At 42.0% G+C, this 26,779-nt stretch carries 27 protein-coding genes; 19 read left to right on the top strand and 8 right to left on the bottom strand.

All coding sequences use genetic code 11. The features are described from left to right. Positions 1 to 40 precede the first annotated feature (40 nt). The 5 genes from ACFSTG_RS02865 (at position 41) to ACFSTG_RS02845 (ending at position 6,659) form a co-directional block, all read left to right on the top strand. Complete coding sequence (locus ACFSTG_RS02865; RefSeq protein ID WP_380748253.1) at positions 41 to 1,441, top strand: tetratricopeptide repeat protein; 1,401 nt, start codon at positions 41 to 43, stop codon at positions 1,439 to 1,441. A 32-nt stretch (positions 1,442 to 1,473) separates the two neighbouring features. Beyond that, positions 1,474 to 2,421, top strand: a complete 948-nt coding sequence (locus ACFSTG_RS02860; RefSeq protein WP_380748252.1) for a DUF368 domain-containing protein — start codon at positions 1,474 to 1,476, stop codon at positions 2,419 to 2,421. Continuing rightward, the gene (locus tag ACFSTG_RS02855; protein ID WP_380748250.1) at positions 2,399 to 3,421 is read left to right on the top strand and encodes a DUF368 domain-containing protein; all 1,023 of its coding nucleotides are present in this window, start codon (positions 2,399 to 2,401) and stop codon (positions 3,419 to 3,421) included. Before ACFSTG_RS02860 ends, ACFSTG_RS02855 begins: the two co-directional genes overlap by 23 nt. Next, a complete protein-coding gene (locus tag ACFSTG_RS02850; protein ID WP_380748249.1) occupies positions 3,414 to 4,154 on the top strand; it encodes a shikimate dehydrogenase family protein in 741 nt (246 codons plus the stop codon). Before ACFSTG_RS02855 ends, ACFSTG_RS02850 begins: the two co-directional genes overlap by 8 nt. 108 nt (positions 4,155 to 4,262) lie before the next feature. Next, entirely contained in the window at positions 4,263 to 6,659 is a 2,397-nt protein-coding gene (locus ACFSTG_RS02845) for a DUF349 domain-containing protein (protein ID WP_380748248.1), read from the top strand. Positions 6,660 to 6,733: 74 nt separating this feature from the next. Here the strand turns inward: ACFSTG_RS02845 and mazG are convergent, their stop codons facing one another. The 5 genes from mazG to ruvX all read right to left on the bottom strand — a co-directional run bounded on the left by mazG (position 6,734) and on the right by ruvX (position 9,614). Further along, positions 6,734 to 7,507: a nucleoside triphosphate pyrophosphohydrolase gene (mazG, locus tag ACFSTG_RS02840; protein ID WP_380748247.1), complete on the bottom strand. Its 774-nt coding sequence runs from the start codon at positions 7,505 to 7,507 to the stop codon at positions 6,734 to 6,736. A 140-nt stretch (positions 7,508 to 7,647) separates the two neighbouring features. Then, entirely contained in the window at positions 7,648 to 8,082 is a 435-nt protein-coding gene (locus ACFSTG_RS02835; protein ID WP_380748246.1) for a DUF5606 family protein, read from the bottom strand. A gap of 60 nt (positions 8,083 to 8,142) precedes the next feature. Continuing rightward, positions 8,143 to 8,733: a peptide deformylase gene (def, locus tag ACFSTG_RS02830; RefSeq protein ID WP_380748244.1), complete on the bottom strand. Its 591-nt coding sequence runs from the start codon at positions 8,731 to 8,733 to the stop codon at positions 8,143 to 8,145. Positions 8,734 to 8,786: 53 nt separating this feature from the next. Beyond that, the gene (locus ACFSTG_RS02825) at positions 8,787 to 9,146 is read right to left on the bottom strand and encodes a four helix bundle protein (RefSeq protein WP_380748243.1); all 360 of its coding nucleotides are present in this window, start codon (positions 9,144 to 9,146) and stop codon (positions 8,787 to 8,789) included. Between the two features lie 60 nt (positions 9,147 to 9,206). Then, positions 9,207 to 9,614, bottom strand: a complete 408-nt coding sequence (gene ruvX / locus ACFSTG_RS02820; RefSeq protein ID WP_380748241.1) for a Holliday junction resolvase RuvX — start codon at positions 9,612 to 9,614, stop codon at positions 9,207 to 9,209. Between the two features lie 319 nt (positions 9,615 to 9,933). On the opposite strand from ruvX, the gene ACFSTG_RS02815 reads away from it, so the two are divergent. The 4 genes from ACFSTG_RS02815 to ACFSTG_RS02800 all read left to right on the top strand — a co-directional run bounded on the left by ACFSTG_RS02815 (position 9,934) and on the right by ACFSTG_RS02800 (position 13,663). Beyond that, positions 9,934 to 10,749 carry a 2,3,4,5-tetrahydropyridine-2,6-dicarboxylate N-succinyltransferase gene (locus tag ACFSTG_RS02815; protein WP_380748240.1) on the top strand — a complete coding sequence of 272 codons (816 nt, stop codon included), beginning with the start codon at positions 9,934 to 9,936 and terminating at the stop codon, positions 10,747 to 10,749. A gap of 91 nt (positions 10,750 to 10,840) precedes the next feature. Next, complete coding sequence (locus ACFSTG_RS02810; protein ID WP_380748238.1) at positions 10,841 to 11,929, top strand: glycosyltransferase family 9 protein; 1,089 nt, start codon at positions 10,841 to 10,843, stop codon at positions 11,927 to 11,929. Then, entirely contained in the window at positions 11,926 to 12,606 is a 681-nt protein-coding gene (locus ACFSTG_RS02805) for a phosphocholine cytidylyltransferase family protein (RefSeq protein ID WP_380748236.1), read from the top strand. Before ACFSTG_RS02810 ends, ACFSTG_RS02805 begins: the two co-directional genes overlap by 4 nt. 1 nt (position 12,607) lies before the next feature. Further along, on the top strand, positions 12,608 to 13,663 hold the full coding sequence (locus ACFSTG_RS02800) for a CDP-glycerol glycerophosphotransferase family protein (RefSeq protein ID WP_380748234.1): 1,056 nt from the start codon (positions 12,608 to 12,610) through the stop codon (positions 13,661 to 13,663). On the opposite strand, the gene ACFSTG_RS02795 is transcribed toward ACFSTG_RS02800, so the two are convergent. Beyond that, positions 13,660 to 14,424 (bottom strand): lipopolysaccharide kinase InaA family protein, encoded by a 765-nt coding sequence (locus ACFSTG_RS02795; RefSeq protein WP_380748232.1) that lies wholly within the window; start codon positions 14,422 to 14,424, stop codon positions 13,660 to 13,662. The two genes, ACFSTG_RS02800 and ACFSTG_RS02795, sit on opposite strands and share 4 nt — an antisense overlap. 104 nt (positions 14,425 to 14,528) lie before the next feature. On the opposite strand from ACFSTG_RS02795, the gene ACFSTG_RS02790 reads away from it, so the two are divergent. Next, the gene (locus ACFSTG_RS02790) at positions 14,529 to 15,629 is read left to right on the top strand and encodes a glycosyltransferase (protein WP_380748230.1); all 1,101 of its coding nucleotides are present in this window, start codon (positions 14,529 to 14,531) and stop codon (positions 15,627 to 15,629) included. Here ACFSTG_RS02790 and ACFSTG_RS02785 read toward each other — a convergent pair. Next, entirely contained in the window at positions 15,626 to 16,579 is a 954-nt protein-coding gene (locus ACFSTG_RS02785; RefSeq protein WP_380748228.1) for a hypothetical protein, read from the bottom strand. The genes ACFSTG_RS02790 and ACFSTG_RS02785 overlap by 4 nt on opposite strands. A gap of 151 nt (positions 16,580 to 16,730) precedes the next feature. Between ACFSTG_RS02785 and ACFSTG_RS02780 the strand changes: the two genes are divergently transcribed. From ACFSTG_RS02780 to ACFSTG_RS02750, 7 genes are all read left to right on the top strand, one after another. Continuing rightward, positions 16,731 to 17,759 (top strand): glycosyltransferase family 4 protein, encoded by a 1,029-nt coding sequence (locus ACFSTG_RS02780; protein WP_380748226.1) that lies wholly within the window; start codon positions 16,731 to 16,733, stop codon positions 17,757 to 17,759. A 10-nt stretch (positions 17,760 to 17,769) separates the two neighbouring features. Further along, positions 17,770 to 18,885 carry a glycosyltransferase family 4 protein gene (locus tag ACFSTG_RS02775; RefSeq protein WP_380748224.1) on the top strand — a complete coding sequence of 372 codons (1,116 nt, stop codon included), beginning with the start codon at positions 17,770 to 17,772 and terminating at the stop codon, positions 18,883 to 18,885. After that, the gene (locus ACFSTG_RS02770; protein WP_380748222.1) at positions 18,869 to 19,438 is read left to right on the top strand and encodes an L-threonylcarbamoyladenylate synthase; all 570 of its coding nucleotides are present in this window, start codon (positions 18,869 to 18,871) and stop codon (positions 19,436 to 19,438) included. The genes ACFSTG_RS02775 and ACFSTG_RS02770 overlap by 17 nt, the downstream gene beginning before the upstream one ends. Before the next feature lie 70 nt (positions 19,439 to 19,508). Then, positions 19,509 to 20,921: a CCA tRNA nucleotidyltransferase gene (locus ACFSTG_RS02765; RefSeq protein ID WP_380748428.1), complete on the top strand. Its 1,413-nt coding sequence runs from the start codon at positions 19,509 to 19,511 to the stop codon at positions 20,919 to 20,921. 48 nt (positions 20,922 to 20,969) lie between these two features. Then, on the top strand, positions 20,970 to 21,983 hold the full coding sequence (locus ACFSTG_RS02760; protein ID WP_380748220.1) for a COX15/CtaA family protein: 1,014 nt from the start codon (positions 20,970 to 20,972) through the stop codon (positions 21,981 to 21,983). A gap of 49 nt (positions 21,984 to 22,032) precedes the next feature. Next, positions 22,033 to 22,542, top strand: coding sequence for an IS1096 element passenger TnpR family protein (locus tag ACFSTG_RS02755; RefSeq protein ID WP_380748218.1), 510 nt, complete (start codon positions 22,033 to 22,035; stop codon positions 22,540 to 22,542). Positions 22,543 to 22,648: 106 nt separating this feature from the next. Beyond that, on the top strand, positions 22,649 to 23,707 hold the full coding sequence (locus ACFSTG_RS02750) for a nucleoid-associated protein (protein ID WP_380748216.1): 1,059 nt from the start codon (positions 22,649 to 22,651) through the stop codon (positions 23,705 to 23,707). 122 nt (positions 23,708 to 23,829) lie between these two features. On the opposite strand, the gene ACFSTG_RS02745 is transcribed toward ACFSTG_RS02750, so the two are convergent. Continuing rightward, positions 23,830 to 24,891 (bottom strand): hypothetical protein, encoded by a 1,062-nt coding sequence (locus tag ACFSTG_RS02745; RefSeq protein ID WP_380748214.1) that lies wholly within the window; start codon positions 24,889 to 24,891, stop codon positions 23,830 to 23,832. Positions 24,892 to 24,982: 91 nt separating this feature from the next. Between ACFSTG_RS02745 and ACFSTG_RS02740 the strand changes: the two genes are divergently transcribed. Both ACFSTG_RS02740 and ACFSTG_RS02735 read left to right on the top strand, forming a co-directional pair. Then, a complete protein-coding gene (locus ACFSTG_RS02740) occupies positions 24,983 to 25,885 on the top strand; it encodes an ABC transporter ATP-binding protein (RefSeq protein ID WP_380748212.1) in 903 nt (300 codons plus the stop codon). A 1-nt stretch (position 25,886) separates the two neighbouring features. Further along, positions 25,887 to 26,723, top strand: coding sequence for an ABC transporter permease (locus ACFSTG_RS02735; protein ID WP_380748210.1), 837 nt, complete (start codon positions 25,887 to 25,889; stop codon positions 26,721 to 26,723). Positions 26,724 to 26,779 lie beyond the last annotated feature (56 nt).

Here is a 26,779-nt window from a genome sequence, read left to right as displayed (position 1 = left end):
ATTTTTAACTTTAATACTGTAAATCAGTAACAAACTGCTTATGCAATTAAGCCATAACGAAGAAAATAGTTTCTCCCTTACTCGTTTTGAATCGATGCTAAAGACTAATGATGTACTGTTCTTTGACTCGAATGAGTTTGAGAACATCATTCATTACTACTTAGAGAACGGAAAAATTGCACTTGCCAAAAAGGCTATAAAACTGGGTCTTTCTCAACACCCCAGTTCCATTAACCTGCGATTGCTTAAGGTAGAGATACTGGTGTTTGAAGATAAGCTTGAAATGGCCGAAGGTTTACTTGACGAGATCTTTGACCTTGAAGCTTCAAACGAAGAGATCTATATTCAGAAAGCCAACATACTTTCCAAGAAAGATCAACATGCTGAAGCTATCAGGATGCTTGACCTGGCCCTGGAGATCACCATGGACGAGGCAGATGTCTATTCCCTGCTGGGAATGGAATACTTGTTTTTGGAAGATTTTGAGAATGCCAAGCAAAATTTCATGAAGTGCCTGGAGGCAGATGAAGAAGATTATTCTGCACTTTATAATATCATGTACTGCTTTGACTTTTTGGAACAAAAACACGGAGCCATTGAATACCTGAACTCCTTCCTGGACCGCAATCCTTATTCTGAGGTGGGGTGGCACCAGCTTGGAAAACAGTACTTCGACCTGAAGGATTTCAAAAAGGCACTTTCAGCATTTGATTTTGCCATCATAAGCGATGATTACTTCATAGGTGCCTACCTGGAAAAAGGAAAGGTACTGGAGAAACTGGGAAGGTTCAATGAAGCGATAGAGAACTACGAGATCACCCTTGACCTGGACGATCCTACTTCTTTCGCCTACCTGCGGATTGGTAAATGCTACGAAAAACTTGGTGCCGAAGAACTGGCCCTGAAGAACTACAGGCAAACCGTTCACGAAGATCCTTTACTGGACAAAGGCTGGATCGCCATCACCGATTTCTTCTACAAGAAAGGTAATTTCAAGAAAGCCCTTTACTATATCAATAAGGCCATCAATATTGACGGCGAGAACGTGCTGTACTGGAAGCGCTATGCCCGTATCAACAACAAGCTGCAACTTCTCGAGGAAGCCGAAAGAGGCTACAGAAGAAGCCTGGAGTTAGGTAACTATGAACTCGAAACCTGGGTAAAAAGATGTGACATCTTAATTGACCTGGGAGAATTTGATGCTGCTGTACAAAACCTGTTGCAGGCCATTGAATTTTATCCTGAGACGCCTGAGATCGAGTACAGGCTGGCCGGATTGTATTTCATGCTTCACGAAGCAGAAAAAGGATATTATCACCTTAACCAGGGGCTAAAACTGGATCATGAGCACAGTATTATCATTGAAGAGCTCTTCCCGTCTATCTTTGCCCGTAAATCTGTAAAAGATAAAATAAGGACCCACCAGAAATCCTGCAGTTAATTCTGTAACTTTGCGCACTCCAAAAAACGACCATGCGACGAAGTTTACGTGACTACCTCTTAATTTCAGTAAAAGGAATGGCAATGGGAGCGGCAGATGTCGTTCCCGGAGTTTCCGGCGGGACCATTGCCTTTATTTCGGGCATCTATGAAGAGTTGATCAACACCATAAGCGGGGTTGATATTTCCCTTTTAAGGATCTGGAAGGAGGAAGGTTTTTCGGTGATGTGGAAAAAGCTGAACGGTAATTTTATTATTGCCCTACTCTCTGGTATCCTGTTAAGCATTTTTACGGTGATGCGACTGGCTAATTACCTGCTGGAGCACCATCCTGTTCTCATCTGGGCTTTCTTTTTCGGGCTTGTTCTTGCAAGTATCTATTATGTTGGCAAACAGATCCCCAAATGGAGCTTAAACGTCTTCATATTTCTTCTCATAGGCGCAACCACTGCTTTTTACCTCACTACCCTGCCCCCGCTGGCGGCAGCCTCAAGTGACCTGTACCTGTTCATGGCCGGTGCCATCGCTATATGCGCAATGATACTTCCGGGAATATCAGGTGCTTTTATTTTGGTCTTGCTGGGAGCTTATAAGACCATAAGTGAAGCCACTCATGAATTTGACTTTAAGACCCTGGGGATCGTCGCCCTGGGAGCCGTTTTTGGACTGCTCTCCTTTTCCAGGTTGTTGAAATGGCTGTTTCTTAACTACAGTACCCTAACCCTGGCCACGCTTACCGGCTTTATTGCAGGATCACTGAACAAGATATGGCCCTGGAAAGAGGTATTGGAAACCGCTACTTACGGAGAGAAATCGGTGGTGATCAGGGAAGAATCGGTCATGCCCTGGAACTTCGCCGGAGAACCCCATGCTATGCAGGCCTTTTTCCTGATGCTTGCGGGCTTTGCGGTAATTCTTATCTTAGAGGGCATAGCCGTTAAAAAACCTGTGCACGAAAATGGAGAAAACCAGGACGTTTAGTGATAAATTCTTTCTGGTCTTAAAAGGCCTTGCCATGGGCGCAGCCAACAAAGTGCCCGGAGTTTCAGGAGGAGTGATCGCATTCGTGGCGGGTTTCTACGAAGAATTCATTTTTTCCCTCAAAAGGATCAATTACAACTCCTTCAAACTCCTTATCAACGGCCGTTTTCGAAGCCTTTACTACTATACCAACGCGAAGTTCCTGCTCCTACTTATCCTGGGGATGCTCATAAGTTATTTCTCGGTCTCCCTGCTGCTGGATTACCTGCTCACCCAGTATGAACTCTACGTATGGGCCTCTTTCTTCGGAATGATCCTGGGATCGATCTTTTACATTAGTAAGGATTTTGAAGGCTGGAATAAAAAATATATCACTTTTGCCGTACTGGGCATCATCGCCGGGGCGAGCATAAGCTGGCTGGAGCCGGCCGCCGAAAATGACAATCTCTGGTTCGTTTTTCTCTGTGGGATCATAGGGGTCTCGGGTATGACCTTACCTGGTTTATCGGGATCTTTTATCCTGATCCTGCTGGGCAACTATGTACTCCTTTTGGTAGATTCTGTCAACGCGCTTTATGAATCTATGGTAGATATAACGGCCTGGGATTTCTCCTTTCTTCAGGATGAAGAAAGGATCAGAATGCTCAAGGTCCTGGCGGTCTTTACCCTGGGATCGCTGGCAGGCTTGGTAAGCCTCTCACATATTCTGGGATATCTTCTGAAACATTACAAGAATGCGACCTTCGCTGTGATCATAGGTTTCATTACCGGTTCTTTGGGGGTGGTGTGGCCCTGGAAGGATGAGATCTACAGAAAAGCTGCAGACGGCACTGTTTTATTGGACAAGAGCGGCAACCAGATCATTGATAATTATTACCGTTACTGGCCGGACCTTATGGCAATGGAAACCTGGATCGCCACGATTTTTATTATTTTAGGAGCCCTGCTGGTGATGTGGCTGGGCTGGTATGAACACAGAAACAAAAGACTCAATGCGTAGGTTTGGACTTATTGGCAGGAATATTTCCTACTCTTTTTCCCGCGGATATTTTACCAAAAAGTTCAGCCGGGAAAAGATCGACGCCATTTATGAGAATTTTGACCTGCAGGATATTTCTGAATTTCCCGACGTCCTGAAGACCAATCCTCAGCCGGTAGGATTTAATGTCACCATCCCTTACAAAGAAGCCATAATCCCTTATCTGGACTCTATGGATCCCATTGCTGCGGAAATTGGGGCGGTAAATACAATAAAGGTAAATCAAGACGGCACCCTCACCGGTTACAATACAGATCTTTGGGGCTTTATTGAAGCCATTGGGCCACACCTGAAGCCTGCGCATACAAAAGCGCTCATTCTGGGAACCGGCGGGGCTTCAAAAGCAGTGAATCATGGATTAAAAAGCCTGGGGCTTCAACCAGCTTTCGTTTCAAGAACAGCTTCCCGAAATACAATTTCCTATGAAGATCTTTCCGAAGAGATCCTGCAGGAATACACCGTAGTGGTCAACACCACTCCCCTGGGCACTTCCCCCAAGACCGAAGAATACCCCGATATTCCGATACAATTCCTTACTACACAACATTTGGTCTTTGACCTTATCTACAATCCGCCTACAACAAAACTAATGGAACTTGCCCTTTTACAGGGTGCTACCGTAGTTAACGGACAAAAAATGCTGGAATTTCAGGCTGAAAAGGCCTGGGAGATCTGGAATAAAAGCAGCAGCTAAACAGGCAGTTATTAGGTTCACAAATACTTCCAAACCCTTGTTAGGTTTTACGGGAGTTATTATCTTTCAGGATTATAAAAAGATTGACGAACCCTAACATTGAAAGATATGTCTGAGAAAGAGAACCTGCCGGAAAAAGACCTTCCGAAAAATGAAGATCAGAACCCTGTGAACAAGAGTGAAAAGGAACAACCGGAAACCGCGCAGCCGGCAGAAAATATTGTGGAGCAACCTACCGGTGGAAAAGACGAGGATAACAATGATGACCCTATAAGCGATGCAATGGTAGATGAAGCCAAAGCCGGGGAAGGCCGTCATAGTGCAGGTGCCGTATCCTCTCCTGAAGCAGGACTTGAAGGTGATGAAGATGGTGAAGAGGAAAAAGGAGATTCTCAGCAACCTGAAGATAGCGCAAACAACAAGAAGGAAAAACCCGAAGAGGTAACCAAAAAGGTTGACGCAGAAAAAGGTGAAGAGGAAAATAAAATTTCTCAAAAACCTGAAGACAGCGCAGGAGACGAAAAGGAAAAACCCGCAGCGGTAACCAAAAAAGTTGACGCAGAAAAAGGTGAAGAGGAAGAAAAAATTTCTCAGAAGCCAGAAGAAAGCGCCAGCAAGGAACCGGGAGACGGCGAAGATGGGGACGAAAAAGAAGAAGACGCAGAGGAAGAAGATGATTCTGCAGAGTCATCTCCGAAAAAACCGAAAGATGCTCAAACCGAACTGGATGACGCAGTAGCCGAAGACAGTGAAGATGAGAGTGCCGGGGAACGTCATGGGATCGAAAAGAAGGACTACCACGCCATGAGCAAGGAAGCTTTGACAGATGAGCTTGAAAAACTCGTTAAAAAAGAAAAGGTCCAGGCTCTCAAGGAACACGTGGAAGAAATTCGTGCAGAGTTCAATGCAAAATTTGATGAAGAAGTTGAGGAGAAAAAGGAAGAATTCCTGGCAGCAGGTGGCAATATCATTGACTTCCACTACTCCACTCCCCTCAAAAAACGCTTTAATTCCCTGTATTTCGATTACAAGGAAAAAAGGAATAAATATTACCAGCAGTTAAAGCAAGACCTCAACCAGAACCTTGAAAAAAGACTGGAGATCATCGAGGAACTTAAAGGTCTTATTGATGTGGAAGAAAACATCAATACTACCTATAAACATTTCAAGGACCTGCAGGACAGGTGGAAGACTGCCGGCGCCATTCCGCGGGACAAGTACAATACCGTCTGGAATACCTACCACCACCATGTAGAAAATTTTTACGACTTTCTGCACCTTAACCGCGAATTCAGAGACCTTGACTTTAAACACAACCTTGAGCAAAAGCTGAAGATCATTTCCCGTGCAGAGGAACTCACCCAGGAGCAGGACACCAACAGGGCCTTCAGGGAACTTCAAATGCTCCACAAAATGTGGAAGGAAGACCTTGGCCCGGTAGAAAAGGAATACAGGGATGAGATATGGCAGAAGTTTAGTGATGCCACCAGAAAGATCCATGATAAGCGACAGGAATATTTTGAACAGCTGGAAAAAGATTTCGAGAAGAACCTTGAGAAAAAAGAGGAGATCATTGAACAATTAAGTCAGCTGGCTGAGGCCAATTACAGCGCGCACAAGCAATGGCAGCAAAAGATCAAGGAAGTTGAGGCCCTAAGGGAGCAGTTCTTCCAGGCAGGAAAAGTACCGCGCAGTGTAAACGATCAAACCTGGAAGAAATTCAAGGAGGTGGTACGAACCTTTAACCGCAACAAGAATTCTTTCTACAAGAACCAGAAAAAAGACCAGTATGAAAACCTGGAGAAAAAGCTGGAACTGGTTAAGATCGCCGAAGACAATAAAGACAGTGAGGATTTCAAGGCTACAACCCCACTCATGAAGAAGATCCAGAATGACTGGAAAAACATTGGTCATGTACCCCGAAAGGATAGCGACAAGATCTGGAAGCAATTCAAGGCTGCCTGTAATCATTACTTTGAAAGGTTCCATGCTTCAAAAAGCGAAGAAAATCAGGAAGAGAACGAAGCTTTTGACAAGAAAAAAGACCTTCTTGACAAATTAAAAAGCACCGAACTTTCCGGGGACCGAAAAAAAGACCTGCCAACTATCAAGAATTACATTGAAGAATGGAAGAAGATTGGGAGGGTTCCTCAAACTAAGCGATACATTGAAGGCAAATTCAATAAGGCGCTTGACCAGGCTTTTGACAAGCTGGATATGGACAAGAAGCAGACCGAGATGCTCAAATATGAGAACAAGGTACAGGCCCTCGAAGAGTCTGATGATAACCGCAAGCTCGACAATGAACATTATTTCCTTACCAAGAAGGTAGAAGAAACCAAAGCAGAGATACGCCAGTTGGAGAACAACCTGCAGTTCTTCTCTAATGTTGATGATGACAATCCCCTGGTACAGGAAGTACATAAGAACATAGCAGATCACCGCGAACAGCTCAGGATCTGGAAGGAGAAACTGCAGAAGGTAAAATCACTTTACGAAGATTAACTTTTTTTCTGCGGAACAAAAAAGCCCTTTGGTCTTAGGTCAAAGGGCTTTTTTTATAGCTTTTTATGGAGGGTTTACAAGCGTTTCGCCTCTTCCCAGAATACATCCATTTCACCCAGGGTCATATCCCGTAGCTCCCTGTTCTGTTCCTTTGCTTTTGCTTCAAGGTACTGGAAACGTTTGATGAATTTTTTATTGGTACGCTCCAGGGCGTCTTCCGGGTTCACTTTTAGGAACCTAGCATAATTGATCATACTGAAAAGAACGTCGCCAAATTCTGCTTCGATCTTTTCCCTGTTGTTCTCTTCTATTTCATGCTGCAGTTCTGCGAGTTCTTCCTTCAGCTTTTCAAAAACCTGTTGTGGCTCTTCCCAGTCAAATCCTACTCCCGCAACTTTATCCTGTATACGACTTGCTTTCACCAGTGCAGGTAATGAAGCAGGCACTCCTTCCAGAACGCTCTTTTTTCCTTCCTTAAGCTTTAGCTGTTCCCAGTTGCGTTTTACATCCTCTTCATTCTCCACCTTTACATCACTGTAAATATGAGGATGCCTGCTTATCAATTTTTCGGAGATCTCGTTGGCCACATCGGCGATGTCAAAATCATTCGTCTCACTGCCTATTTTGGAATAGAAAACAATGTGTAGCAACAGGTCACCCAACTCCTTCTTCACCTCCTGCAGATCATTGTCAAGGATGGCATCACCGAGTTCATAGGTCTCCTCAATAGTAAGGTGTCGCAGCGACTGCAGGGTCTGCTTCCGGTCCCAGGGACACTGCTCCCTAAGTTCATCCATTATGGTAAGTAGACGGTCAAAAGCTTTGAGTTGATCTTGGCGGGAATTCATAGATTATATTTTAAAAAAGGCAAGGTAAGAAGCTTTTTTGAGAACTTTGTTTAAATAAAGATCCGGCTGGAAAGATGCTGAAGAACCTTTTTAGTAGAGACCATTCATCTTTGCAGCCGGACCAAAAAAATTATGAAGTTCTATTCTTCCTCGTCAGATTCCTTTTCGTCTTTCTTTTCGTCCTCAGGTTTGGTGAAGTCGGTAACACCTTTGCTCACCAGCAGGTTGTACCACTGGATGATCTTTTTGATATCACTGGTATAGACCCGGTCCTCGTCGTAATCTGGCAACACATCGCTGAAATACTCCTCCAGCTTGTTTTTAGATTCCTTGTGGCTTATGGCCTCCTCCCCGTTCTCCTTTTCCTGGATTTTCTGAAACACCTCGCGTAAAGGCACTTCTTCGGTATAGGTATAAATGGCGATCTCGCTTAGCAGGCTCACATTGTGACGCAGGTTCACGGTGATCTTTTTTCCGTCAAGCATTGATTCAGCTACAAATCCGCCGCGAGTCTGGGTTTTTAATTCATAAAGTCCCGGTTTCCCGGAAATTGACATCACTTTATCTAATTTCATAGGTCGATTTAATTTTTTGGATAGCAAATATCACATGTCTGCTCTAAATAACAAAACTAATTAGCGCGCTTTTTTGAGTTCGGGAAATCTCATGCGGTAATCTACAGTGATCTTCCCTTTTGAGATATTTGCCAGTTTCCCTTTAATTATCCGCTTTTTCAGACTGCTGAGCTTATCGGTGAAAAGAATCCCTTCAATATGGTCATATTCGTGCTGTATCACACGTGCGGCAAGTCCCTTGTAATTTTCTGTATACTTATTGAAGTTTTCGTCAAAGTATTCGATGGTGATCTCCGGTTTCCTGAAAACATCCTCCCTTACATCGGGAATACTTAAACAGCCCTCATTGAAAGCCCATTCATCACCTTCTTCTTTTGTAATGACCGGATTAATAAAGACCTTTTTAAGTCCTTCAAGCTCCTTCTTTTCTTCTTCGGAAAGATCCTCATCTTCAGCAAATGGGGAAGTATCGATCATGAACAACCTTACAGGCAATCCCACCTGGGGCGCTGCAAGCCCAACACCAAAGGCATTGTACATGGTCTCCCACATGTTTGCGATCAATTCATCAAGTTTTGGGTAATCCCGGGAAATTTCTTTTCCCTTCTTTCTTAAAACCGGGTCTCCGTATGCTATTATTGGAAGTATCATTTCTTAAATGTATAATGTGTAACGAAAATTGAATATTGAATATTGAATATTTTTTATTTGCTGTTGAGATTTTTTAAAGCAGTTATTCTGCTGGCGATAAAAATTGACGTTAGTTCCTTTGCTTCCTGAAGGATCTCTGAAAATTTTTCATTTTTCGCAAGATCTTCATCCCTTAAAAACTCCAGCCAAAAAATGCTCTCATCAGCTTCCTCAATTACTATTCCTAATTTTGAAATAAAAGCTCTTTTAGATTGTCCTAAGCATGCAGCTCTGTAATTGGCTGCTACTGAGGTTGAACATCTTATCAATTGCCCCTCAATATGAACTCCTAATTTATTTTTAGGTAGTTCAATTGCTAATTTTACACATTTGTGAGCAAAAACATTTGAACGCTTCTTGAGTAATTCTTTCATATTGGTTTCATTCAATTGAGACAATATTCAATATTCAATAAAAAATATTCAATCCTAAATTCATCTATAAAGATAGCTCTGCAATATAATCGTCGCACTGATCTCATCTACCAGCGCTTTATTCTTTCGCTGTTTCTTTTTGAGTCCGCTGTCGATCATGGATTGAAAGGCCATTTTGGAAGTAAAACGTTCATCTACTCTTACGAGGTTCATTGTTGGAAAAGCTTCGGTAAATTTCTTCAGGAATTCCTGAATATGCACTTCACTTTGTGAGGCGGTGTTATCCATTTGTTTGGGTTCTCCCAGCAAAACGGTTTCCACCTTTTCTTCGGAAAAATACTTTTTCAGGAAAGGCAAAAGTTCAGAGGTGGGTACAGTGGTAAGACCGGAGGCGATGATCTGCAGCTCATCGGTAACCGCGATCCCCGTCCTTTTTTGTCCAAAATCAAGTGCCAGAATCCTTCCCATTATTTTTTTGCAAAGATAGTTTTTATATGCGAGATGAAAAATTAAGCGGAAAGCTCAAGGCAGGAGACGGACACCACTTTATTTATAAATTTTGTTTCTTTGCAAAAGATCCGGCACTTTGGGTTTGACCCCTTTTTTTTCAGAACTAACCAGCCCCTTGTGAAATAAAAGATTACTCCCGAGGTATTTGTTTTGACAAGCTTTGAAAACTATGGACTGCAGAGAAAACTATCTTTATTTTTGCACCTCCGGAATTTTTACCGGGCTAAGCAAAGTGGAGCGACCGGAAGATAAGAATTAGAATATAATATTAGAAGATATGGAAAAACTTCAGAAGACTATAGAAAACGCCTGGGAAAACCGGGAACTGCTGACTGACAGCTACACTATCAAGGCCATAAGGGAAGTGATCGAACTCCTGGATTCAGGAGAGCTACGTGTCGCAGAACCGGTAAATTCCGGCTGGCAGGTAAACGAATGGGTAAAGAAGGCCGTGGTGCTGTATTTCCCCATCCAGAAGATGGAAACCCTGGAAGCAGGTATCTTTGAATACCATGATAAAATCCCTCTAAAGAGAGGATATAAAGAAAAAGGCATCAGGGTGGTACCTAACGCAGTTGCAAGACATGGCGCCTATATTTCCAAGGGAGTGATCATGATGCCGAGTTACGTGAACATTGGTGCTTATGTTGATGAAGGCACGATGGTCGACACCTGGGCAACCGTAGGAAGCTGCGCGCAGATTGGTAAGAATGTACATTTAAGTGGTGGTGTAGGAATTGGCGGAGTGCTGGAACCCCTGCAGGCTGCACCCGTTATTATTGAAGATAATGCCTTCCTTGGCTCAAGGAGCATTGTGGTAGAAGGTATAAAAGTTGAAAAAGAAGCGGTTCTGGGAGCTAATGTGGTCCTTACCGCGTCAACCAAGATCATTGATGTGACCGGGGAAGAACCGGTAGAAATGAAAGGTCTTGTACCGGCAAGATCTGTGGTGATTCCCGGTAGCTATACCAAAAAGTTCCCTGCTGGAGAATACCAGGTGCCGTGTGCTCTGATCATTGGAAAACGCAAGGAGAGCACCAATAAGAAAACCTCGCTCAATGACGCATTGAGGGAGTATAACGTGGCGGTATAATCCCATGTTAGATCTAATGGGGAGAAGTCGACCGGCAACTCCCCTTTTTAAAAATTAAAAGCTTCGGATAATCGAAGCGTTAAGAGGGAGAATGAAAATACTGGTCATTCAGCAAAAAATGATAGGAGATGTGCTCACCTCCTCCATCCTCTTTGAAGCACTTCGGAAAAGGTATCCTACGGCCGAACTACACTACCTTATTCATAAGCATACCCTCCCTGTAGTTGAGCATAATGTGAACATTGATAAGTTCATTTTATTCGATCCCGAAAAAGATGAAAAAGTCCCCGGACTTTTCTCCTTTTTGAAACAGGTGAGGGCAGAAAATTATACGGTGGTAATAGATGTGTATTCCAAGATAAATTCGGCTGTCATTACTGCTTTTTCGGGCGCCGAAAGAAGGATCTCCTATAAAAAGTGGTACACCAAACATTTCTACACCCACACCTTCCGTCTAAAAAAATCAGCAGAAACCGGTGCCGGACTCGCCATAGAAAACCGAATGCTGCTTTTGCAAGGACTGTCTTCAAAATTTCCGAAAGAGATCAAACCTAAGATCTATCTTACCGAAGCTGAAAAAAACTCGGCACAGGTGCTTTTGCAGCAGGCAGGAATAGAACCCGGGCAGCCATTGATCATGTGTGGTATTTTGGGCAGTTCCCCGGCAAAGACCTATCCCTTGCCTTACATGGCAAGGGTGCTGGATCACCTGGTAGAGAAAACCGAAGCCAGGTTACTGCTCAATTACATTCCGAAGCAAAAAAAGGAAGCCGAAGATCTTCTGAAGCTTTGCCAACCGAAAACCCGGAAAAATATCTTTTTTGAGGTCTTTGGAAAAAGCCTTAGAGAATTTATGGCGATCACCTCCCATTGCGATGCGCTGGTAGGGAACGAAGGTGGGGCGGTGAACATGGCCAAGGCCATGAATGTCCCTACCTTTTCCATCTTTTCACCTCAGATAAAAAAGGAGAACTGGAGCATCTATGAAGACGGAAAACAAAATGTATCGGTGCATCTTAATGATTTTAATCCGGAAGCCTTAAACCGACTCAAAAAGAAGGAGATAGCAAAAAAATCTTATCAATTTTATGAACTCCTCACTCCAAACCTTATCTTCGCCCCCCTGGATAAATTCCTGAAAAACACGATTAAACAAGACCCGAATAAACAAATTATATGAAGATCATCATTTTAGCAGCAGGCATAGGCTCAAGACTTGGAAATCCATTTCCAAAACCTTTGACCCCGCTAAATGGAGGAAAAAGCATCATGGAACTGCAAATAGAGAACCTCTCGGCAAACTTTAATGAACATGATATTTCGGTGGTAGTGGGATTTAAAAAAGACCTGATCATGGAACGTTTCCCTGATCTCACCTATATTTACAATCAGTTCTTTGACGCCACCAATACTTCCAAAAGCCTTTTAAAGGCTTTGAAAAAGTACCGGAATGAAGATGTACTGTGGCTAAACGGGGATGTTATCTTTGATGCCGAACTTTTTACCATGTTGAAAGAAGAAATGGGACAAAAGAATTCCTTTGTCTCTGTAAATACTTCAAGAGTAGCGGAAGAAGAAGTGAAATACACCCTTAAAAATGGTTATATCCATGAACTTTCCAAACAGGTTACGAACGGGCTTGGAGAAGCAGTAGGCATCAATTTCATCAGCAAAGATGATATGCCGGTTTTTATAGACCATTTGGAGAATTGTGATGACAACGATTACTTTGAAAAAGGGATCGAAACGGCTATTGAAAAGGATAATTTAAAAATAAAAGCGGTAGATATTTCTGATTTCAGGTGTATGGAAGTTGATTTTAAGGAGGATCTCGAAGTTGCCAATAATATGTTCTAAGATGAAAATCATACTTTTCTGCCAGAATCCCTACGCCTTCGGAATTTTAGAACCTGTAATGCAGGTGCTAAAAGAGAAAAACCACGAATACCTATGGTTCCTTACCGAAAATCTCAGGGAAAAATTTCCTTTTCCTGAAGAACGCCACACATTTGACCTCGAGGAACTGGTAAACTATGAGAGTGATGCCATCTTTTGTCCCGGCAATGAAGTTCCTCATTACCTTCGTGGCGTCAAGACACAGGTCTTCCACGGACTGGCGGGAGAGAAGAAAGGACATTTTAAGATTCGTCACTATTTTGACCTCTATCTTACCCAGGGGCCATACTTTACCCGCCGGTTTAACCGGCTGAAAAGAAGGCACAGAAATTTTGAAGTGATGGAAACAGGGTGGCCTAAACTGGACATCTACGGGAAGGATGCGAAAAAATATGAAGCCGAGAAAAAACGTCTTTTAGAGCAGCACAAGGCTTCAAAGATCATTTTATACGCCCCCACTTTTTCACCCTCCCTTACCTCTGCTCCTGCGTTAAGAGGAGAAATTGAGCGGTTGTCTGAGAACAACGAATACCTTATACTTATCAAGTTCCATGACCTCATGGCGCCCGGTGTAATTGACACCTACCGCAAATTAGCCGAAAACCGGGAGAATGTGATCCTTGAAAAGGAGCCTAACATCGTGAAATTCCTGTTGATGGCAGACCTGATGATAAGCGACACCTCATCTGTGGTCTATGAATTCCTGCTACTTGACAAACCGGTGATCACCTTCAGAAACAATTCTGAGCTGATCTTATGGGATGATTCAAAAGAATATTCGGGGCTCACAGGAAAGGTAGAACAGAATCTTACCAGAGATCTCTTTAAAAAAGATCGTCAATTGATCATTGAAAACTATCATCCTTATAATGATGGCAAGTCGGCAGAGCGAATGGTCAATGCTGTAGAAGATTACATAGAAAGGAATGGGGTCCCCGAAAGACGAAAACTTCCTCTCTTAAGAAGAAAGAAGATCAACCGCATGTTCAAAAGGAAAAAGAAGCGGTTCAGACTCTAAGTCTGTTTTCTCCAGAATTTAAGTTTCTTTTTAAGTTTTTTCTTGCGTCTAAAAGTCTTCTGGAATTCTACCGTATACGACCACATTTTCTCAAATACTTCAGCTTCAGGTTTTCCTGTGAGTCGGGCATACTCAGAAGCCATGGTTCTCACCATTTCCCTTTTACAGGTTAACCGCGAAAAATTCTGCATTCTTTCTTCAAAAGTCAGCGGTTTAAAGTTCATCCTGTTGAGATCAACCAGGAAGAATTTAAAATCCCCATTGTTGAGCTGAATTAAAGTATTACCCGGGGAATGATCCAGGAACTGCACCTGTTTTTCGTGAAGCTCATAAGTAAACCGGGTAAAGGCCCTGAGGATTTCTTCATGTTGCGGGAAGGCTGTATCATTTACCAGCTCGCGGTAGGTAAGATCATAAGGAAGATGTTCGCTTACATAGAAACTTCGGTTAAAGGAAACCGGGGAGGTCTCTTCTGCATAGGCTACGGGTCTTGGGGTTCCTATTCCTTTTTCCAAAAGTTTCAGGGCGTAATTAAAAGAACGTTCAGCCTTTGACTTTCGCAGAAACCTGTAGGCAACTTTATTAATTGGATTAGGGATCCTGAAAGCTTTGATATTCACCCTCATCCCCTGTAATTCAAACAATTTAATGGTATTACGCAAACCCGGACCAAACTGCTCCCCTTTCCCATCAAAATGGTTTAACAGGTCCAGGATCTCTTTCCGTGAACTTTCAAAATTTTCTGAGATCACCAGCTTCATTAGGCAAAGCTACAATAAAGAAGGAGTTTTTTACAAAGGAGTTGCAAAAAAGAACCTAAAGCTAATGCCTGAAAAATCTCATTTTTTAATCCTAATATTGTAAAATGAAGATATTGCATGTTTCAACCATAATAGAATGGCGTGGTGGGGATAACCAAATGTTGACCACCTATCATATATTAAAGACTCATAGGGACCTCGAGCAGATCATCTTCTGTGCAAAAGATTCTGTCCTGGAGAAAAAGTGCCTGGAACAAGATATCTCTTTCTATTCAGCTTCCAGAAAGTCGAAGTACTCCTTAAAATTCCTCACTGAGTTGATTAAAGTAATAAGAAAGGAGAAGATAAATGTTCTGCATGTTCATGACTCAAAAGCTTTTACATTAAGTTTACTGGCAGTGAAATTTTTTCCGAAGCTGCGATTTGTTTACTCCAGGAAAAGAAATAATAAAGTCCACAAGAACTTCTTTAAAGTTAGAAAATATAACAGTCCTCGTATAGACAAAATCATTTGTGTTTCCGAAGCTGTAAAGGAGGTTTTGAAACCTGTTCTTAAGGACGAAAGTAAAGTGAAAGTGATCTACGACGGAATTGAAGTTGAAAAATTTTCTAAATTTCGTAATACAGGAATACTACACCGGGATTATAATCTGCCTCCCGATACGCTTATCGTGGGAAACATCGCGGGACTTACCAAACAAAAAGACCTTTTTACTTTTTTAGAGGCAGCGGAAATCATTTTACAAAACACTCAGAAACCTGTCAGGTTTGTGATCGTTGGCCAGGGACCTTTAGAACAGGAATTGAAATCACGTTCTACCCAACTTGGGATTTCCGATCAGGTTATTTTTGCAGGTTTTAGAAATGATATTCCTGAAATTCTCCCTGAATTTGATGTTTTCATGCTTTCATCAGATACCGAAGGACTGCCTCTTTCAATAATGGAGGCTTTTGCTGCCGGAGTGCCTGTGGCTGCAACTGCAGCAGGAGGTACGGGAGAAGCTGTGAAAAATGAAATCACCGGGATGATCTCTCCCGTAAAACAACCTGAATCACTAGCTCATAATGTAATTAGATTACTGGAAGAGGAAGAACTTAGAGAAAAGGTAAAAAAGAATGCTTTAGAACTGGTGCAAAGGAAATTTAACCTTACAGTGATGGAAAGGGAATACTATGAATTTTACAAAGGTCTCGAAAAAGCTTAATTCCTCTTTTCAATCCCAAAGACCTCTTTGATCCATGCTCTGCGCCGGTACTTGGCCACTATTGATTCGGGAATGTCAACATAAGGTTTGTTCAAAAATTCTTTTGAGATCACAGGCTTCTTCTTGTTTATCACACAAATATTATCAGGATTAAAAAAGTCATAATCCACAACAGCTGAATTGGTAGTGATCAACTTCTTACCGGCACCAAGAGCCTCAAAAACCCTGAAACTAAGACCCTTTTGATCACATTTTTGAATATCTAAAAGAATTCCGGCCTGCTCGATCATCTTCTTGGTTTCGGATAGGGGAAGATAATCCCTGAGCATTTTAACATATTTTGATTTTAGCCCTTTCCTTTGCCTTATCAATATATTATATGGATGGTTTTGCTCATTTAATTGCCGGGCCACAGCTTCGATGACAGGAAATCTTTCATCATAAGAAGATATATTGAAGACAATATTATTTTCTTTATTCTTAATATAGTGATCGACAGGAATGAAATTTGTGATAAAACCCAGGTCGTATTTTTCTACATCTTCCTTTTCATAACTATAGACCTTATCAAAATAAGGAAGCCTTTCCTTCATTTTCGGTATATTGACAATAGCATCAAAGTAATAGGAAATTAATTGCTTTGTATGTTCCTTTAGAAAGAGGAGTGTCTCACCTTTTAACTTATCAGGTCTGATCACAAGAATATAATTTGAAGGAGGGCAGCTTAATATTTCTTTTTTAATTTGATCTTCAAGATATTTTTGCTTTATATTCCTGCAAAGAAGTGTTTTTGAAAAGAAATTCTTAACCCTCTGCGGAACACCTGAATATTCGAGCTTAAACTTATCCAGTTGAATAAAACTGACCTCAACAGAAGGATAGCTTTGTAATTCTTCTACCAGGGCATTTATATAACCGAACGAAAACGGAGAAATAATGGTAATCTTCAAGCTTCTTCTTTAGTGTTACAGCCATTAAAAATATAATAAACTACACACTTGCACCTTATCTCATTCCATATATTTGCAAACATAACAGGACCATTACGTTTAAATGTCGCAACGCAAGCAAGTTTTCTTAGAAGCCCATAATATAAAAAATATGTTCTCAGGCTTTGGTCAGTTCAATTACTGGTTGATAAAGAACCTGGTTAACAACAATGAAGAATTTAATTTAGTAGTCAATGCAGCTTCCAGAAAATCTCTTAAAGATTTTGGTAAGGATGTAACCTATAATAAGTATTACGACCTGAATAGATATAAATCTTTCAGAATAAGAAAAAAGTACGACCTATGGCATTCACTTAATCAAAATTCCAAAATAGAACCTTTCCACGATCAACCTTATCTACTTACCTTCCACGACGTTATTTTCATGGAAAAGGATAAACCTGAAGATAGAAATCCCGAAAAAATTCAACTTCTGAAAGAAAAGATTGATCGGTGTGATGCGATTGCGTTTATCTCAGAGCACTCACGAGAATCGGCCAATCAGTATTTTAATATTCCACCTTCAATCTTTCAAACTGTAATTTACAACGGCAATCCTGTTGTTCCAATTGAGGAAGAAATACCGGCCCCTAAAACTTCTTTTTCACTCAAAAAACCGTTTTTGTTTTGCATTGGTCAATTCCTGGAAATGAAAAACTTCCATTCCCTTGTTGGAATGCTACATTATCTTGAAGATTACCAGTTAATCATTGCAGGCAACAATGATAAACCTTATGGTCAGGTTGTAATGCAGGAGATTAATAAATTTAACCTGGAAGACCGGGTTTTCCTGGCCGGCAAAATATCAGAAAAAGAAAAACATTATTATTTAAAGAATTGTTCAGCTTTTGTTTTCCCTTCTCTTTTCGAGGGTTTTGGTTTACCGCCAATTGAAGCCATGGCCTACGGAAAACCTGTATTCCTTGCCAACAGAACTTCTCTTCCCGAAATTGGAGGGGAATATGCTTTTTATTGGGATGACTTCGATCCTCATTCTATGGCACAGGTCTTTAATAAAGGAATGGCAGAATTTGAAGCTAACCCGGAGGTCTATACAGCAGAATTAAAAAAAAGAGGTTCCCGGTTTAACTGGGATACCACCGCAAAGGAATATCTTGATCTATATCGCCAGCTGACTTGAAAATCAAAGAATGAAGTTGAAGATCCTACATCTTTCTGCAGCACAAAATTGGGGTGGTGGTGAAAACCACCTGGAAAATCTTTGCTTTGAACTGGAAAAGAAAGACCTGGTTGAAAATCATGTACTTTGTGTCCAGAATGGCATCCTGCACAAGAGATTAAAAAAAACCGGAATTCCACTTTACGATGCACCCCTGGCCAATAAGCTCGACCCCCGGTTTATGAGCAGGTTATTAGGTGTGGTTAAGAAACACAAATTTGATCTGCTGCACATTCATGACAGTACGGCCCTAACCCATACGGTCATGGCAGATCACCTGGCAGACCTGCCCCCATTCATTCTCAGCAAAAAGACCTCTTTCCCAATAAGGACCAGGAAACAGACCCTATACAAATACAATTATCCTAAGGTCAAAAAGATCCTGTGCGTTTCTGAAGCGACCAAAACCATAAGTGATCAAACCATAAATGGGGGTAACAGACTGGAGGTCATATACCACGGTACGAGAACCGATAATAAAGAAAGAAAAGCCCCTTTTTTGATACATGAAAAGCTGAAACTTCCATCTGAAACTTTACTGATTGGGAATATCGCCAATCATATAGAAGCCAAAAACCTCGAGACTTTCATTATGACCGCACACTGGCTGAAAAAGGAGGAAAATACGAAGTTACATTTTGTTCAGATTGGGAACTTTAGTAAAAGAACTGAACAGCTGAAGCAATTGGTAAATGACCTGGAACTGGAAGCTTATTTCTCCTTTTTGGGATACATCCCTGATGCATCCGGCCTGATCCCCCAGTTCAGCGCGATGCTCATGACCTCAGAGATAGAAGGAATTCCGCAGGTGATCTATGAATCCTTTTACCATGGCATTCCCGTGGTAAGTACCAACGTGGGCGGTATACCCGAGGTAATCCAACATAAAGTGAACGGACTTTTAGCACCGGCTTATGATCATATCGCACTGGGGGAAAACATTCGGTTTTTAATGCAAAATCCAGAGGTAATCCCGACCTTTGCCGAAATTTCCCGGGAAAAACTGTACAGGGAATGTACCAGTGAAATAATGGCCGAAAAAACCTATACGGAATACAAAAAAGTGATCTATGGAAAATCTTTATGAAGAATTAAACAATGCCCTTACGGTTCTTAAAAGAGGGGGGATCATACTCTATCCTACAGACACCGTGTGGGGAATTGGTTGTGATGCTACCAATGCAGATGCCATCGATAAGATCTACCGGCTAAAAAAGCGCAGTGAGACCAGGGCAATGATCTGCCTGGTATCAGACTTCAAAATGCTCAACCAGTATGTGGAAGAGGTGCCCGAAGTGGCTTATGACATCCTCAAATATGCAGAAAAGCCAACTACCATAGTATATGATCGGCCTATTCGTATAGCAGAGAACCTGGTGGGGGAAGATGACACCCTGGGAATTAGGGTCACCAAGGATGATTTTTGTTCAAAACTCATCAGAAAATTAAAAAAACCGCTGGTCTCTACCTCGGCAAATATCAGCGGGCGACCAACTCCCGAATCCTTCGCGCAAATCTCTCCGGAAATTTTAAAAGGTGTGGACTATGTAGTAAATTTGAACCGGTCAAAAAAGACACCAAAACCCTCGGCGATCATTAAGCTGAGCAATGATGGAAAAGTTCAGGTGATCAGGAAATAACTCAGGAACACCGATTAATCCCGAAAGACCAAAGCCTTAACAGAGGCCATAAATAAAATTATACCCAGTGATCAATTACAAGCAATCCCTGACCAATACTATTTTTAAAGTAATTTCTCTTGCGTCAAAAGAACTTCAATTAAAGAGTTATGTGATTGGTGGCTTTGTAAGGGATCACATTCTTCAGCGGGGAGATCACAAAGACATTGATATCGTAGCTGTGGGAAGTGGTATAGAACTCGCTCAAAAGGTTTCTCAACTCCTTCCGCATAAACCCAAAGTACAGATTTTTAAGAACTATGGCACCGCAATGCTGCGGGCCTATGATATGGAAATTGAATTTGTTGGGGCACGCAAGGAGAGTTATTCTGAAGAAAGCCGGAATCCTGAAGTGGAAAGCGGAAGCCTGGAAGATGACCAGAACCGAAGGGATTTTACCATCAATGCTTTGGCCCTGAGTCTTAACGAAGAAACTTACGGGGACCTGCTGGATCCCTTTAACGGATTACAAGACCTGAATGCAGGTGTAATTCGCACCCCGCTTGATCCTGACATCACCTATTCAGACGACCCGTTGAGGATGCTGAGGGCTATTCGCTTTGCTTCGCAACTGGGGTTCAGGATCGAAAAAGATTCCCTGCGGGCCATAAGCCGAAACAAGAACAGGATCAAGATCATTTCCCGCGAACGTATCGTAGATGAACTACACAAGATCCTGCTGTCAAAAAAACCTTCGGAAGGATTTGCACTGCTGCACAAAACAGGATTGCTTAAATTGATCTTACCCGAACTTACTGCGCTTGAAGGTATAGATGAAATTGAAGGGCAGCGCCATAAAGACAATTTTTGGCACACGCTGGAGGTGGTAGATAATATCTCAGAAAGTACAGATGACCTCTGGTTACGATGGGCGGCCCTGCTGCACGATATAGGTAAAGCCCCCACCAAAAAGTTTGATGAAAAGATAGGCTGGACCTTTCATGGCCATGAATTCGTAGGAGCAAAAATGGTTTACAAACTTTTTAAACGCCTCAGGCTGCCTCTTAATGAAAAAATGAAGTTCGTGCAAAAAATGGTATTAATGAGTTCCAGACCTATCGTGCTGGCACAGGATGTAACCGATTCTGCAGTGAGAAGGCTCATTTTCGACGCAGGAGAAAATATAGAAGATCTCATGACCTTGTGCGAGGCCGATATCACTACCAAGAATCCACGGCGCTTCAGAAAGTACCATAATAATTTCCAACTCGTTCGGCAAAAGATCAAAGAGGTGGAAGAGCGTGACCATGTGCGCAATTTTCAACCACCGGTATCTGGTCAGGAGATCATGAAAACTTTTAATGTACAGCCTTCCCGAGAAATAGGGATCATAAAGGACGCGATCAAGGAAGCTATCCTTGAAGGAGAGATCCCCAATGAGTATGAAGCTGCCAAAGAATATATGCTTAAAAAAGGAAAAGAACTTGGATTAAACCCTCAATAACCCGGCTTTTAAGCCTTCCCTTATGGACCTCCTTATTTTTTTAACGCAATGAAAGACAATAAAAAAGTTGTGTACTGGCTGTTTACCGGCTGTTTCCTTATTTTCATCATGGTTGTGGTAGGCGGCATCACCCGACTCACCAACTCCGGCTTATCTATTTCAGATTACAAACTTATTACGGGTACCATTCCCCCGCTCAACCAGCAGGAATGGGAAGAAGCCTTTGAGCTTTACAAACAGTATCCCGAATATCAAAAACTGCATTATCATTTCAATTTAGAAGATTTTAAAGGGATCTATTTCTGGGAATGGTTCCATAGGTTAATTGGAAGATTGATAGGAATTGTATTTATAATTCCATTCCTGTATTTCTTCTTCACCAAACAAATGACCCGTCCCACCATCTACAAATCCTTAGTGCTTCTGGCCCTGGGAGCTTTCCAGGGATTTATGGGATGGTACATGGTGAAAAGCGGACTGGTTGATATGCCGGCAGTTAGCCACTACAGGCTGGCGGCCCACCTTACTATAGCCTTTGTCACCTTTGCCTACGCCTTTTGGGTGGCCATGGACCTGCTTTACCCTAAAAAGAAAGCGATAAATAAGAATTTCAGGAACTTTATTTGGGGCGGTATGATCCTGCTGCTGGTCCAGATCATCTGGGGAGCCTTCGTGGCCGGCCTGGATGCAGGCTGGATCCACAATTTCTGGCCTTTGATGACAGATGGGAAGCTTATTCATGAAACCGTTTGGATCGAACAAAATCCGCTGTGGAGAAACTTCATTGAAGGCAAAAGCGGGGTACAATTCGTTCACCGATACCTGGCCTATGCCGTGGTTGCATACATCATCTACATCTGGTACAGATCACGAAAGATGACGCTCACCCTTCCGCAGAAAAAGGGAATAAACTGGATGGTTGGACTAGTGGTACTGCAGTTCGTCCTGGGAGTGCTCACACTCATCTATGCTGTGCCTTTATGGCTGGGGGTAGCGCACCAGGTAGGAGCATTTTTCCTGCTCACCGCAATGACCTTCACCCTCCACAGATTTAGCCGATAGATGGATTTCTCATGTAAAAATGTATCTTTGCATTCCAATTTTATGATCTATGCTATACAGATTTAGAGTTATACTTGATGCTGAAGAGGATGTGTTCCGTGACATTGAAATAATGGCCGATAACACTTTGGAAGATCTGCATAACGTTATTTTACAATCCTTTGGTTTTGACGGTACCGAAATGGCTTCCTTCTACCTTAGTGATGACGACTGGAACCAGGGAGAAGAGGTCTCCCAGTTTGATATGGATGAGGAGGAAAATTCGGTGAGACTCATGAATGAGACCACCCTTGATGATGTGGTTTCTGAAACCCAAACCAAACTTATCTATATCTACGATTTTTTGAGCATGTGGACCTTTCTTGTGGAACTGGCAGAGATCGCCGAACCGGATCCCCAGATGGATTACCCCAACCTAATGTTTGTTCACGGTCAATTGCCCACAGCTGCACCCGAGAAAGAATTCCAGGCAGAGGATGATGATCTGGGAGGTGAGTATGATGAAGACTTTGACATTGATGATTACGACGATCTTTCGTTTGACGAGAACTGGAATTAACTTATTCCGGACTATTTTTTAGCTGAAATTTTTCTTTTCTTTTTAATATCTTGCCGCCCGGCCCGGAGATCCTGTGCCCGGCCTAAACGAGCAAATCCATACTTTTATGATCAATCTTTATAACACCCAAATTGAATCCCTGTCTATTCACAGGGTTGGCAACAAAAGCCGAAATGAGAACATTTTCCTTTCTGCCCAACCTTTTCTGCTGAATGATGAGATCACCCCTTTGATCAAAGAATATTTCCTGAAACCTTTCAGGGAAAAAGAGGAAAATTATTACCACTTCAGTAATGAGGTAGATGTAGAGTTCAACCCTTTGTTTGAGATCGCCAATAAGATCTTTGAGAACCCAAGGAATATCCATGAATATTCAAAAAAGATCACCACGCTACTTTTCGAACAATCCTCCCACCCTCACATCAAGAGCGGAGAAGTTTACGTAGTGTATTTTGACAACGTGATGCTTGACAATAATAAGACATCGGCCATAGGGATCTTTAAATCTGAATTAAAACACGATTTCCTTCAATTCCAGGAAAAGGAAAGTATTCTTGAAATGATCATTCAGCAGGGGATCAATCTGAACAAATTAGATAAAGGTGCTTTGATCCTGAATAAGGACAGCGCTGAAGGTTACAAGATACTTTCTGTAGATTCAAACAAATACGATACAAAATACTGGCTGGAGAATTTCCTGGGAGTGGATATCCTGGCAGATGAAAACTTCAATACCAAAAAGTATCTCAAGTTTTGCCAGAATTTTGCCAAGGATGTGGTACTTCCTGCAGAAGATAAAAAAGAGGAAGTAATGTTCATGAACCGAAGTGTGGACTACTTTGCGAAAAATGATGACTTTGAAGAATCAGCTTTTCTGAACTCTGTTATTGACAACCCTGATCTGCTCCCCGAATTCCAGAACTATAAGACTGAGAAAGCACCAAAATATAAGATCGAGGACCTAACCAATTTCCCTATTTCAAACACTGCGGTCACTGCAGCTCGAAGATCGATCAAGAATACCATTAACCTTGATACCAATATCCAGATAAAAATGGATTTTATTAATCCTGAGTCTGCTGAAAAATTTATCGAAAAAGGATGGGACGAAGAGAAACAGATGTATTATTACCTGGTGTACTTCAATAAGGAACAGAAAAGCTAAATAAATTCAAGATTCCGGGTTCAGAATTCAAAATTCTTAATAAACATGAAGCCTCTATAATGTCATTTTAGAGGCTTCTTTATTAAGAGACTTATCCTGAATTTTAAATTTTGAACTTTGAATTAAATGAGTCTTTTCATATTGACATCTTCATAATTTCTTTTCACGAATTCGAGTGCCGTACGAAGGATCTGCCCCATAGATCGGGCCCTTTTGAACTTCATATCGTTGGAGAATTCATATAGTTCTTTTCTCAATTGCCTTACATTAGGTTCATTCGAGATCTGGTCATTGAGGATACAGCGCATAAGTTCTTTGTACCTGCTCTGCGCATTTATGATCCTTTTTGCCAGGAGGGACCGTTCTTCCTTCCGGTATTGTTCTATAGAAGATTCCTGAAGCTTGGTAGAAACCAGCTGCACCATTTTAAAATTCTCTTTAAAGAACTGGGGACGGTATACTTTCAGGTTGCCTTCGTACGATTGCTGGTCAAAATCTATTGCCCTTATCTGATATTCCACATGGTCAAAATCGTGAGTAGGGATGATCACATAATTATACGATCTCATATCGCCCAAAAGCCTGATGGTACATCGCTCATTGAACTTCACGAATTGCTTGGCGATCTGTGTCTTTGCCCGTTCATCACAAAGGGGCAGCTCATCCTCGATAAAAACATCGCCGGGAATCCCTGCAATATGTTCCTCAATGAGCGTGTCACGGTAAACCAGGAAATTGATCCTGTGCGGGGAGAGAATGTGTTCAAATTCCAGCCCATAGATGCGTGAGGCATCTGCTTTCTTTACATAAAAATAGGTGAAACTGTCGTTAAGGACATTCCTTATTTTGATCCGGAAAGGTTTGGAGTTTCCAAAGGTGCAGTAATCAATGGCATCCACATTTAGATATTCAAGGGAGTCATCACTACCATCTGAATGCAGGATGGTATACACCTTTTTTAAACTGGTGTCAATGTCGTTCCTTTCGTGATCTGCATAATAGCATCTTACCCAAAAAGTATCTTCCTCATGTTGGTCATAAACTACAATAGAACCTGAGAATCTTAACAGATCTTCATAAAATACAGGGATCTTGATATTCCTGTTATATTTCGCCAGGTATTTATGGAACCTTTCATTCACGGGAAATGAAGGTTTCTTTTTTGACATGAGTTTTTCTTGCATACCTAGGATTTCCCCAAAAATAAAACTTCTTTTGGGATGGCCATGTAACAAAACGTTAACTTAGGCGTCGAATGTTAAAAGCTTCCTTATTTTGAACACCATACTTCGCATTAACAACCTCACCAAACGCTTTGGTCCTATAACAGCGGTCAAAAACCTTTCTTTTACCATTGAAAAAGGAAATGTCTACGGCATTCTCGGCCCCAACGGGAGTGGAAAATCTACTACCCTGGGTGTCGTGTTGAATGTAGTGAACAAGACCAGCGGAGATTTCCAGTGGTTTGACGGAACACAAAGTACCCACGAAGCCTTAAAAAAGGTAGGGGCTATCATAGAACGACCCAATTTCTATCCTTATATGACGGCGGCGCAAAACCTGGGCCTGGTGTGTAAGATAAAAAATGTCTCTCCCGAAAAGATCGACGAGAAACTGGAGCTGGTAGGTCTTCTGGACAGGAAAGACAGTAAGTTCAGAACTTTTTCCCTGGGAATGAAGCAGCGACTTGCCATTGCCTCTGCCCTGCTCAACGATCCCGAGATCCTTATCCTGGATGAACCTACTAACGGACTCGATCCGCAGGGAATTCACCAGATAAGGGCCATCATAAAAAAGATCGCTGCAGACGGTACTACAATTTTGCTTGCCTCCCACCTGCTTGATGAGGTGGAAAAGGTATGTACGCATGTGGTGATCATCAGGAAAGGTGAAAAACTGTACAGCGGACCGGTGGATCAGATGAACGCGAGTTTCGGATTTTTCGAGCTTAAAGCTGCAGATCAGGCAAAACTGTATTCGCTGCTGGAGAAGCATCCTTCCTTCGGGAAACTGGTTCAAAAAGAGGATCTTTTAACCGCTTTTCTGAACGAACCTCTGGAAGCAGAAGCCCTGAACACTTATCTCTTTGAGAATGGTCTTATCCTTTCACAGCTGGTGAAAAGAAAAGAAAGTCTTGAAGAGCAATTCCTGCAGTTAACCAACCAAATTTCCGCTTAAAATGTTACGACTCCTCACCATAGAATTCCATAAACTTCGCTACAGTAAATCTGCGAAGATCCTTGTCACTACCTATTTTGTGCTCATTACCTTCATCGCCCTCATAGCTTCCATTGAATTCAAATTTGGAGGTGTGGAACTAAGGGTTGCCGATCAGGGGATCTTTAACTTTCCCTATATCTGGCACTTTAACTCCTATATAGCGGCCACCCTTAAGTTGTTTTTGGCGATCGTTATCGTCTCGATGATGTCAAACGAATATACCAACCGTACCCTGAAGCAAAATTTGATCGACGGGCTTAGTAAGAAAGAGTTTATACTATCCAAATTCCTTACGGTTACTTCTTTTGCTTTACTATCTACGGTTTTCCTGTTCATTGTATCCATGATCCTGGGGCTTTCATTTTCAGATTATACCGAGGTTTCCATCATATTTTCCGACCTGGAATATTTACTGGGCTATTTCATTAAACTCACCGGATTTTTCGCTTTCTGTATGTTCCTGGGAGTGCTGGTAAAGCGCTCTGCATTCGCCCTTGGGTTTCTGTTCATCTGGTGGATCCTTGAAAGCATAGCTTTTGGAGTGATGAAATACCGGTTATTCAGAGATAGTGATACTGCCGAGAATATCGCACAGTTCTTTCCTCTGGAATCTATGAGCCTCCTGGTAAAGGAACCTTTTACCCGTTTGAACGTCGTACAATCGGCAGCTACCCAACTGGGCTCTGAGATGACAAAGGATTATGCCATTCACTGGTACCAGTTACTGGTGGTGGGTGTATGGATCGCCATTTTTGTTTACCTCTCTTATGCTCTTTTGAAGAAACGCGACCTGTAATTATACCTTCATTACGGCAACTGCAATTAACCTGATTTTAAGATAATTAGGTGTGG

The organism is Salinimicrobium flavum (assembly GCF_042684505.1).
Classification (GTDB): domain Bacteria; phylum Bacteroidota; class Bacteroidia; order Flavobacteriales; family Flavobacteriaceae; genus Salinimicrobium; species Salinimicrobium flavum.
Note: the sequence above shows the minus strand (reverse complement) of the source record. Positions and strands in the feature narration are given on the sequence as shown.

Coding starts and splice junctions, on each gene's coding strand:
- ACFSTG_RS02845 (WP_380748248.1), top strand. CDS start 4,263: ATGTCTGAGAAAGAGAACCTGCCGGAAAAAGACCTTCCGAAAAATGAA.
- ACFSTG_RS02790 (WP_380748230.1), top strand. CDS start 14,529: ATGAAGATATTGCATGTTTCAACCATAATAGAATGGCGTGGTGGGGAT.
- def (WP_380748244.1), bottom strand. CDS start 8,733: ATGATACTTCCAATAATAGCATACGGAGACCCGGTTTTAAGAAAGAAG.
- ACFSTG_RS02835 (WP_380748246.1), bottom strand. CDS start 8,082: ATGAAATTAGATAAAGTGATGTCAATTTCCGGGAAACCGGGACTTTAT.
- mazG (WP_380748247.1), bottom strand. CDS start 7,507: ATGAATTCCCGCCAAGATCAACTCAAAGCTTTTGACCGTCTACTTACC.
- ACFSTG_RS02770 (WP_380748222.1), top strand. CDS start 18,869: ATGGAAAATCTTTATGAAGAATTAAACAATGCCCTTACGGTTCTTAAA.
- ACFSTG_RS02865 (WP_380748253.1), top strand. CDS start 41: ATGCAATTAAGCCATAACGAAGAAAATAGTTTCTCCCTTACTCGTTTT.
- ruvX (WP_380748241.1), bottom strand. CDS start 9,614: ATGGGAAGGATTCTGGCACTTGATTTTGGACAAAAAAGGACGGGGATC.
- ACFSTG_RS02855 (WP_380748250.1), top strand. CDS start 2,399: ATGGAGAAAACCAGGACGTTTAGTGATAAATTCTTTCTGGTCTTAAAA.
- ACFSTG_RS02860 (WP_380748252.1), top strand. CDS start 1,474: ATGCGACGAAGTTTACGTGACTACCTCTTAATTTCAGTAAAAGGAATG.
- ACFSTG_RS02825 (WP_380748243.1), bottom strand. CDS start 9,146: ATGAAAGAATTACTCAAGAAGCGTTCAAATGTTTTTGCTCACAAATGT.
- ACFSTG_RS02735 (WP_380748210.1), top strand. CDS start 25,887: ATGTTACGACTCCTCACCATAGAATTCCATAAACTTCGCTACAGTAAA.
- ACFSTG_RS02745 (WP_380748214.1), bottom strand. CDS start 24,891: ATGCAAGAAAAACTCATGTCAAAAAAGAAACCTTCATTTCCCGTGAAT.
- ACFSTG_RS02775 (WP_380748224.1), top strand. CDS start 17,770: ATGAAGTTGAAGATCCTACATCTTTCTGCAGCACAAAATTGGGGTGGT.
- ACFSTG_RS02800 (WP_380748234.1), top strand. CDS start 12,608: ATGAAAATCATACTTTTCTGCCAGAATCCCTACGCCTTCGGAATTTTA.
- ACFSTG_RS02760 (WP_380748220.1), top strand. CDS start 20,970: ATGAAAGACAATAAAAAAGTTGTGTACTGGCTGTTTACCGGCTGTTTC.
- ACFSTG_RS02815 (WP_380748240.1), top strand. CDS start 9,934: ATGGAAAAACTTCAGAAGACTATAGAAAACGCCTGGGAAAACCGGGAA.
- ACFSTG_RS02780 (WP_380748226.1), top strand. CDS start 16,731: ATGTTCTCAGGCTTTGGTCAGTTCAATTACTGGTTGATAAAGAACCTG.
- ACFSTG_RS02805 (WP_380748236.1), top strand. CDS start 11,926: ATGAAGATCATCATTTTAGCAGCAGGCATAGGCTCAAGACTTGGAAAT.
- ACFSTG_RS02755 (WP_380748218.1), top strand. CDS start 22,033: ATGCTATACAGATTTAGAGTTATACTTGATGCTGAAGAGGATGTGTTC.
- ACFSTG_RS02810 (WP_380748238.1), top strand. CDS start 10,841: ATGAAAATACTGGTCATTCAGCAAAAAATGATAGGAGATGTGCTCACC.
- ACFSTG_RS02750 (WP_380748216.1), top strand. CDS start 22,649: ATGATCAATCTTTATAACACCCAAATTGAATCCCTGTCTATTCACAGG.
- ACFSTG_RS02850 (WP_380748249.1), top strand. CDS start 3,414: ATGCGTAGGTTTGGACTTATTGGCAGGAATATTTCCTACTCTTTTTCC.
- ACFSTG_RS02795 (WP_380748232.1), bottom strand. CDS start 14,424: ATGAAGCTGGTGATCTCAGAAAATTTTGAAAGTTCACGGAAAGAGATC.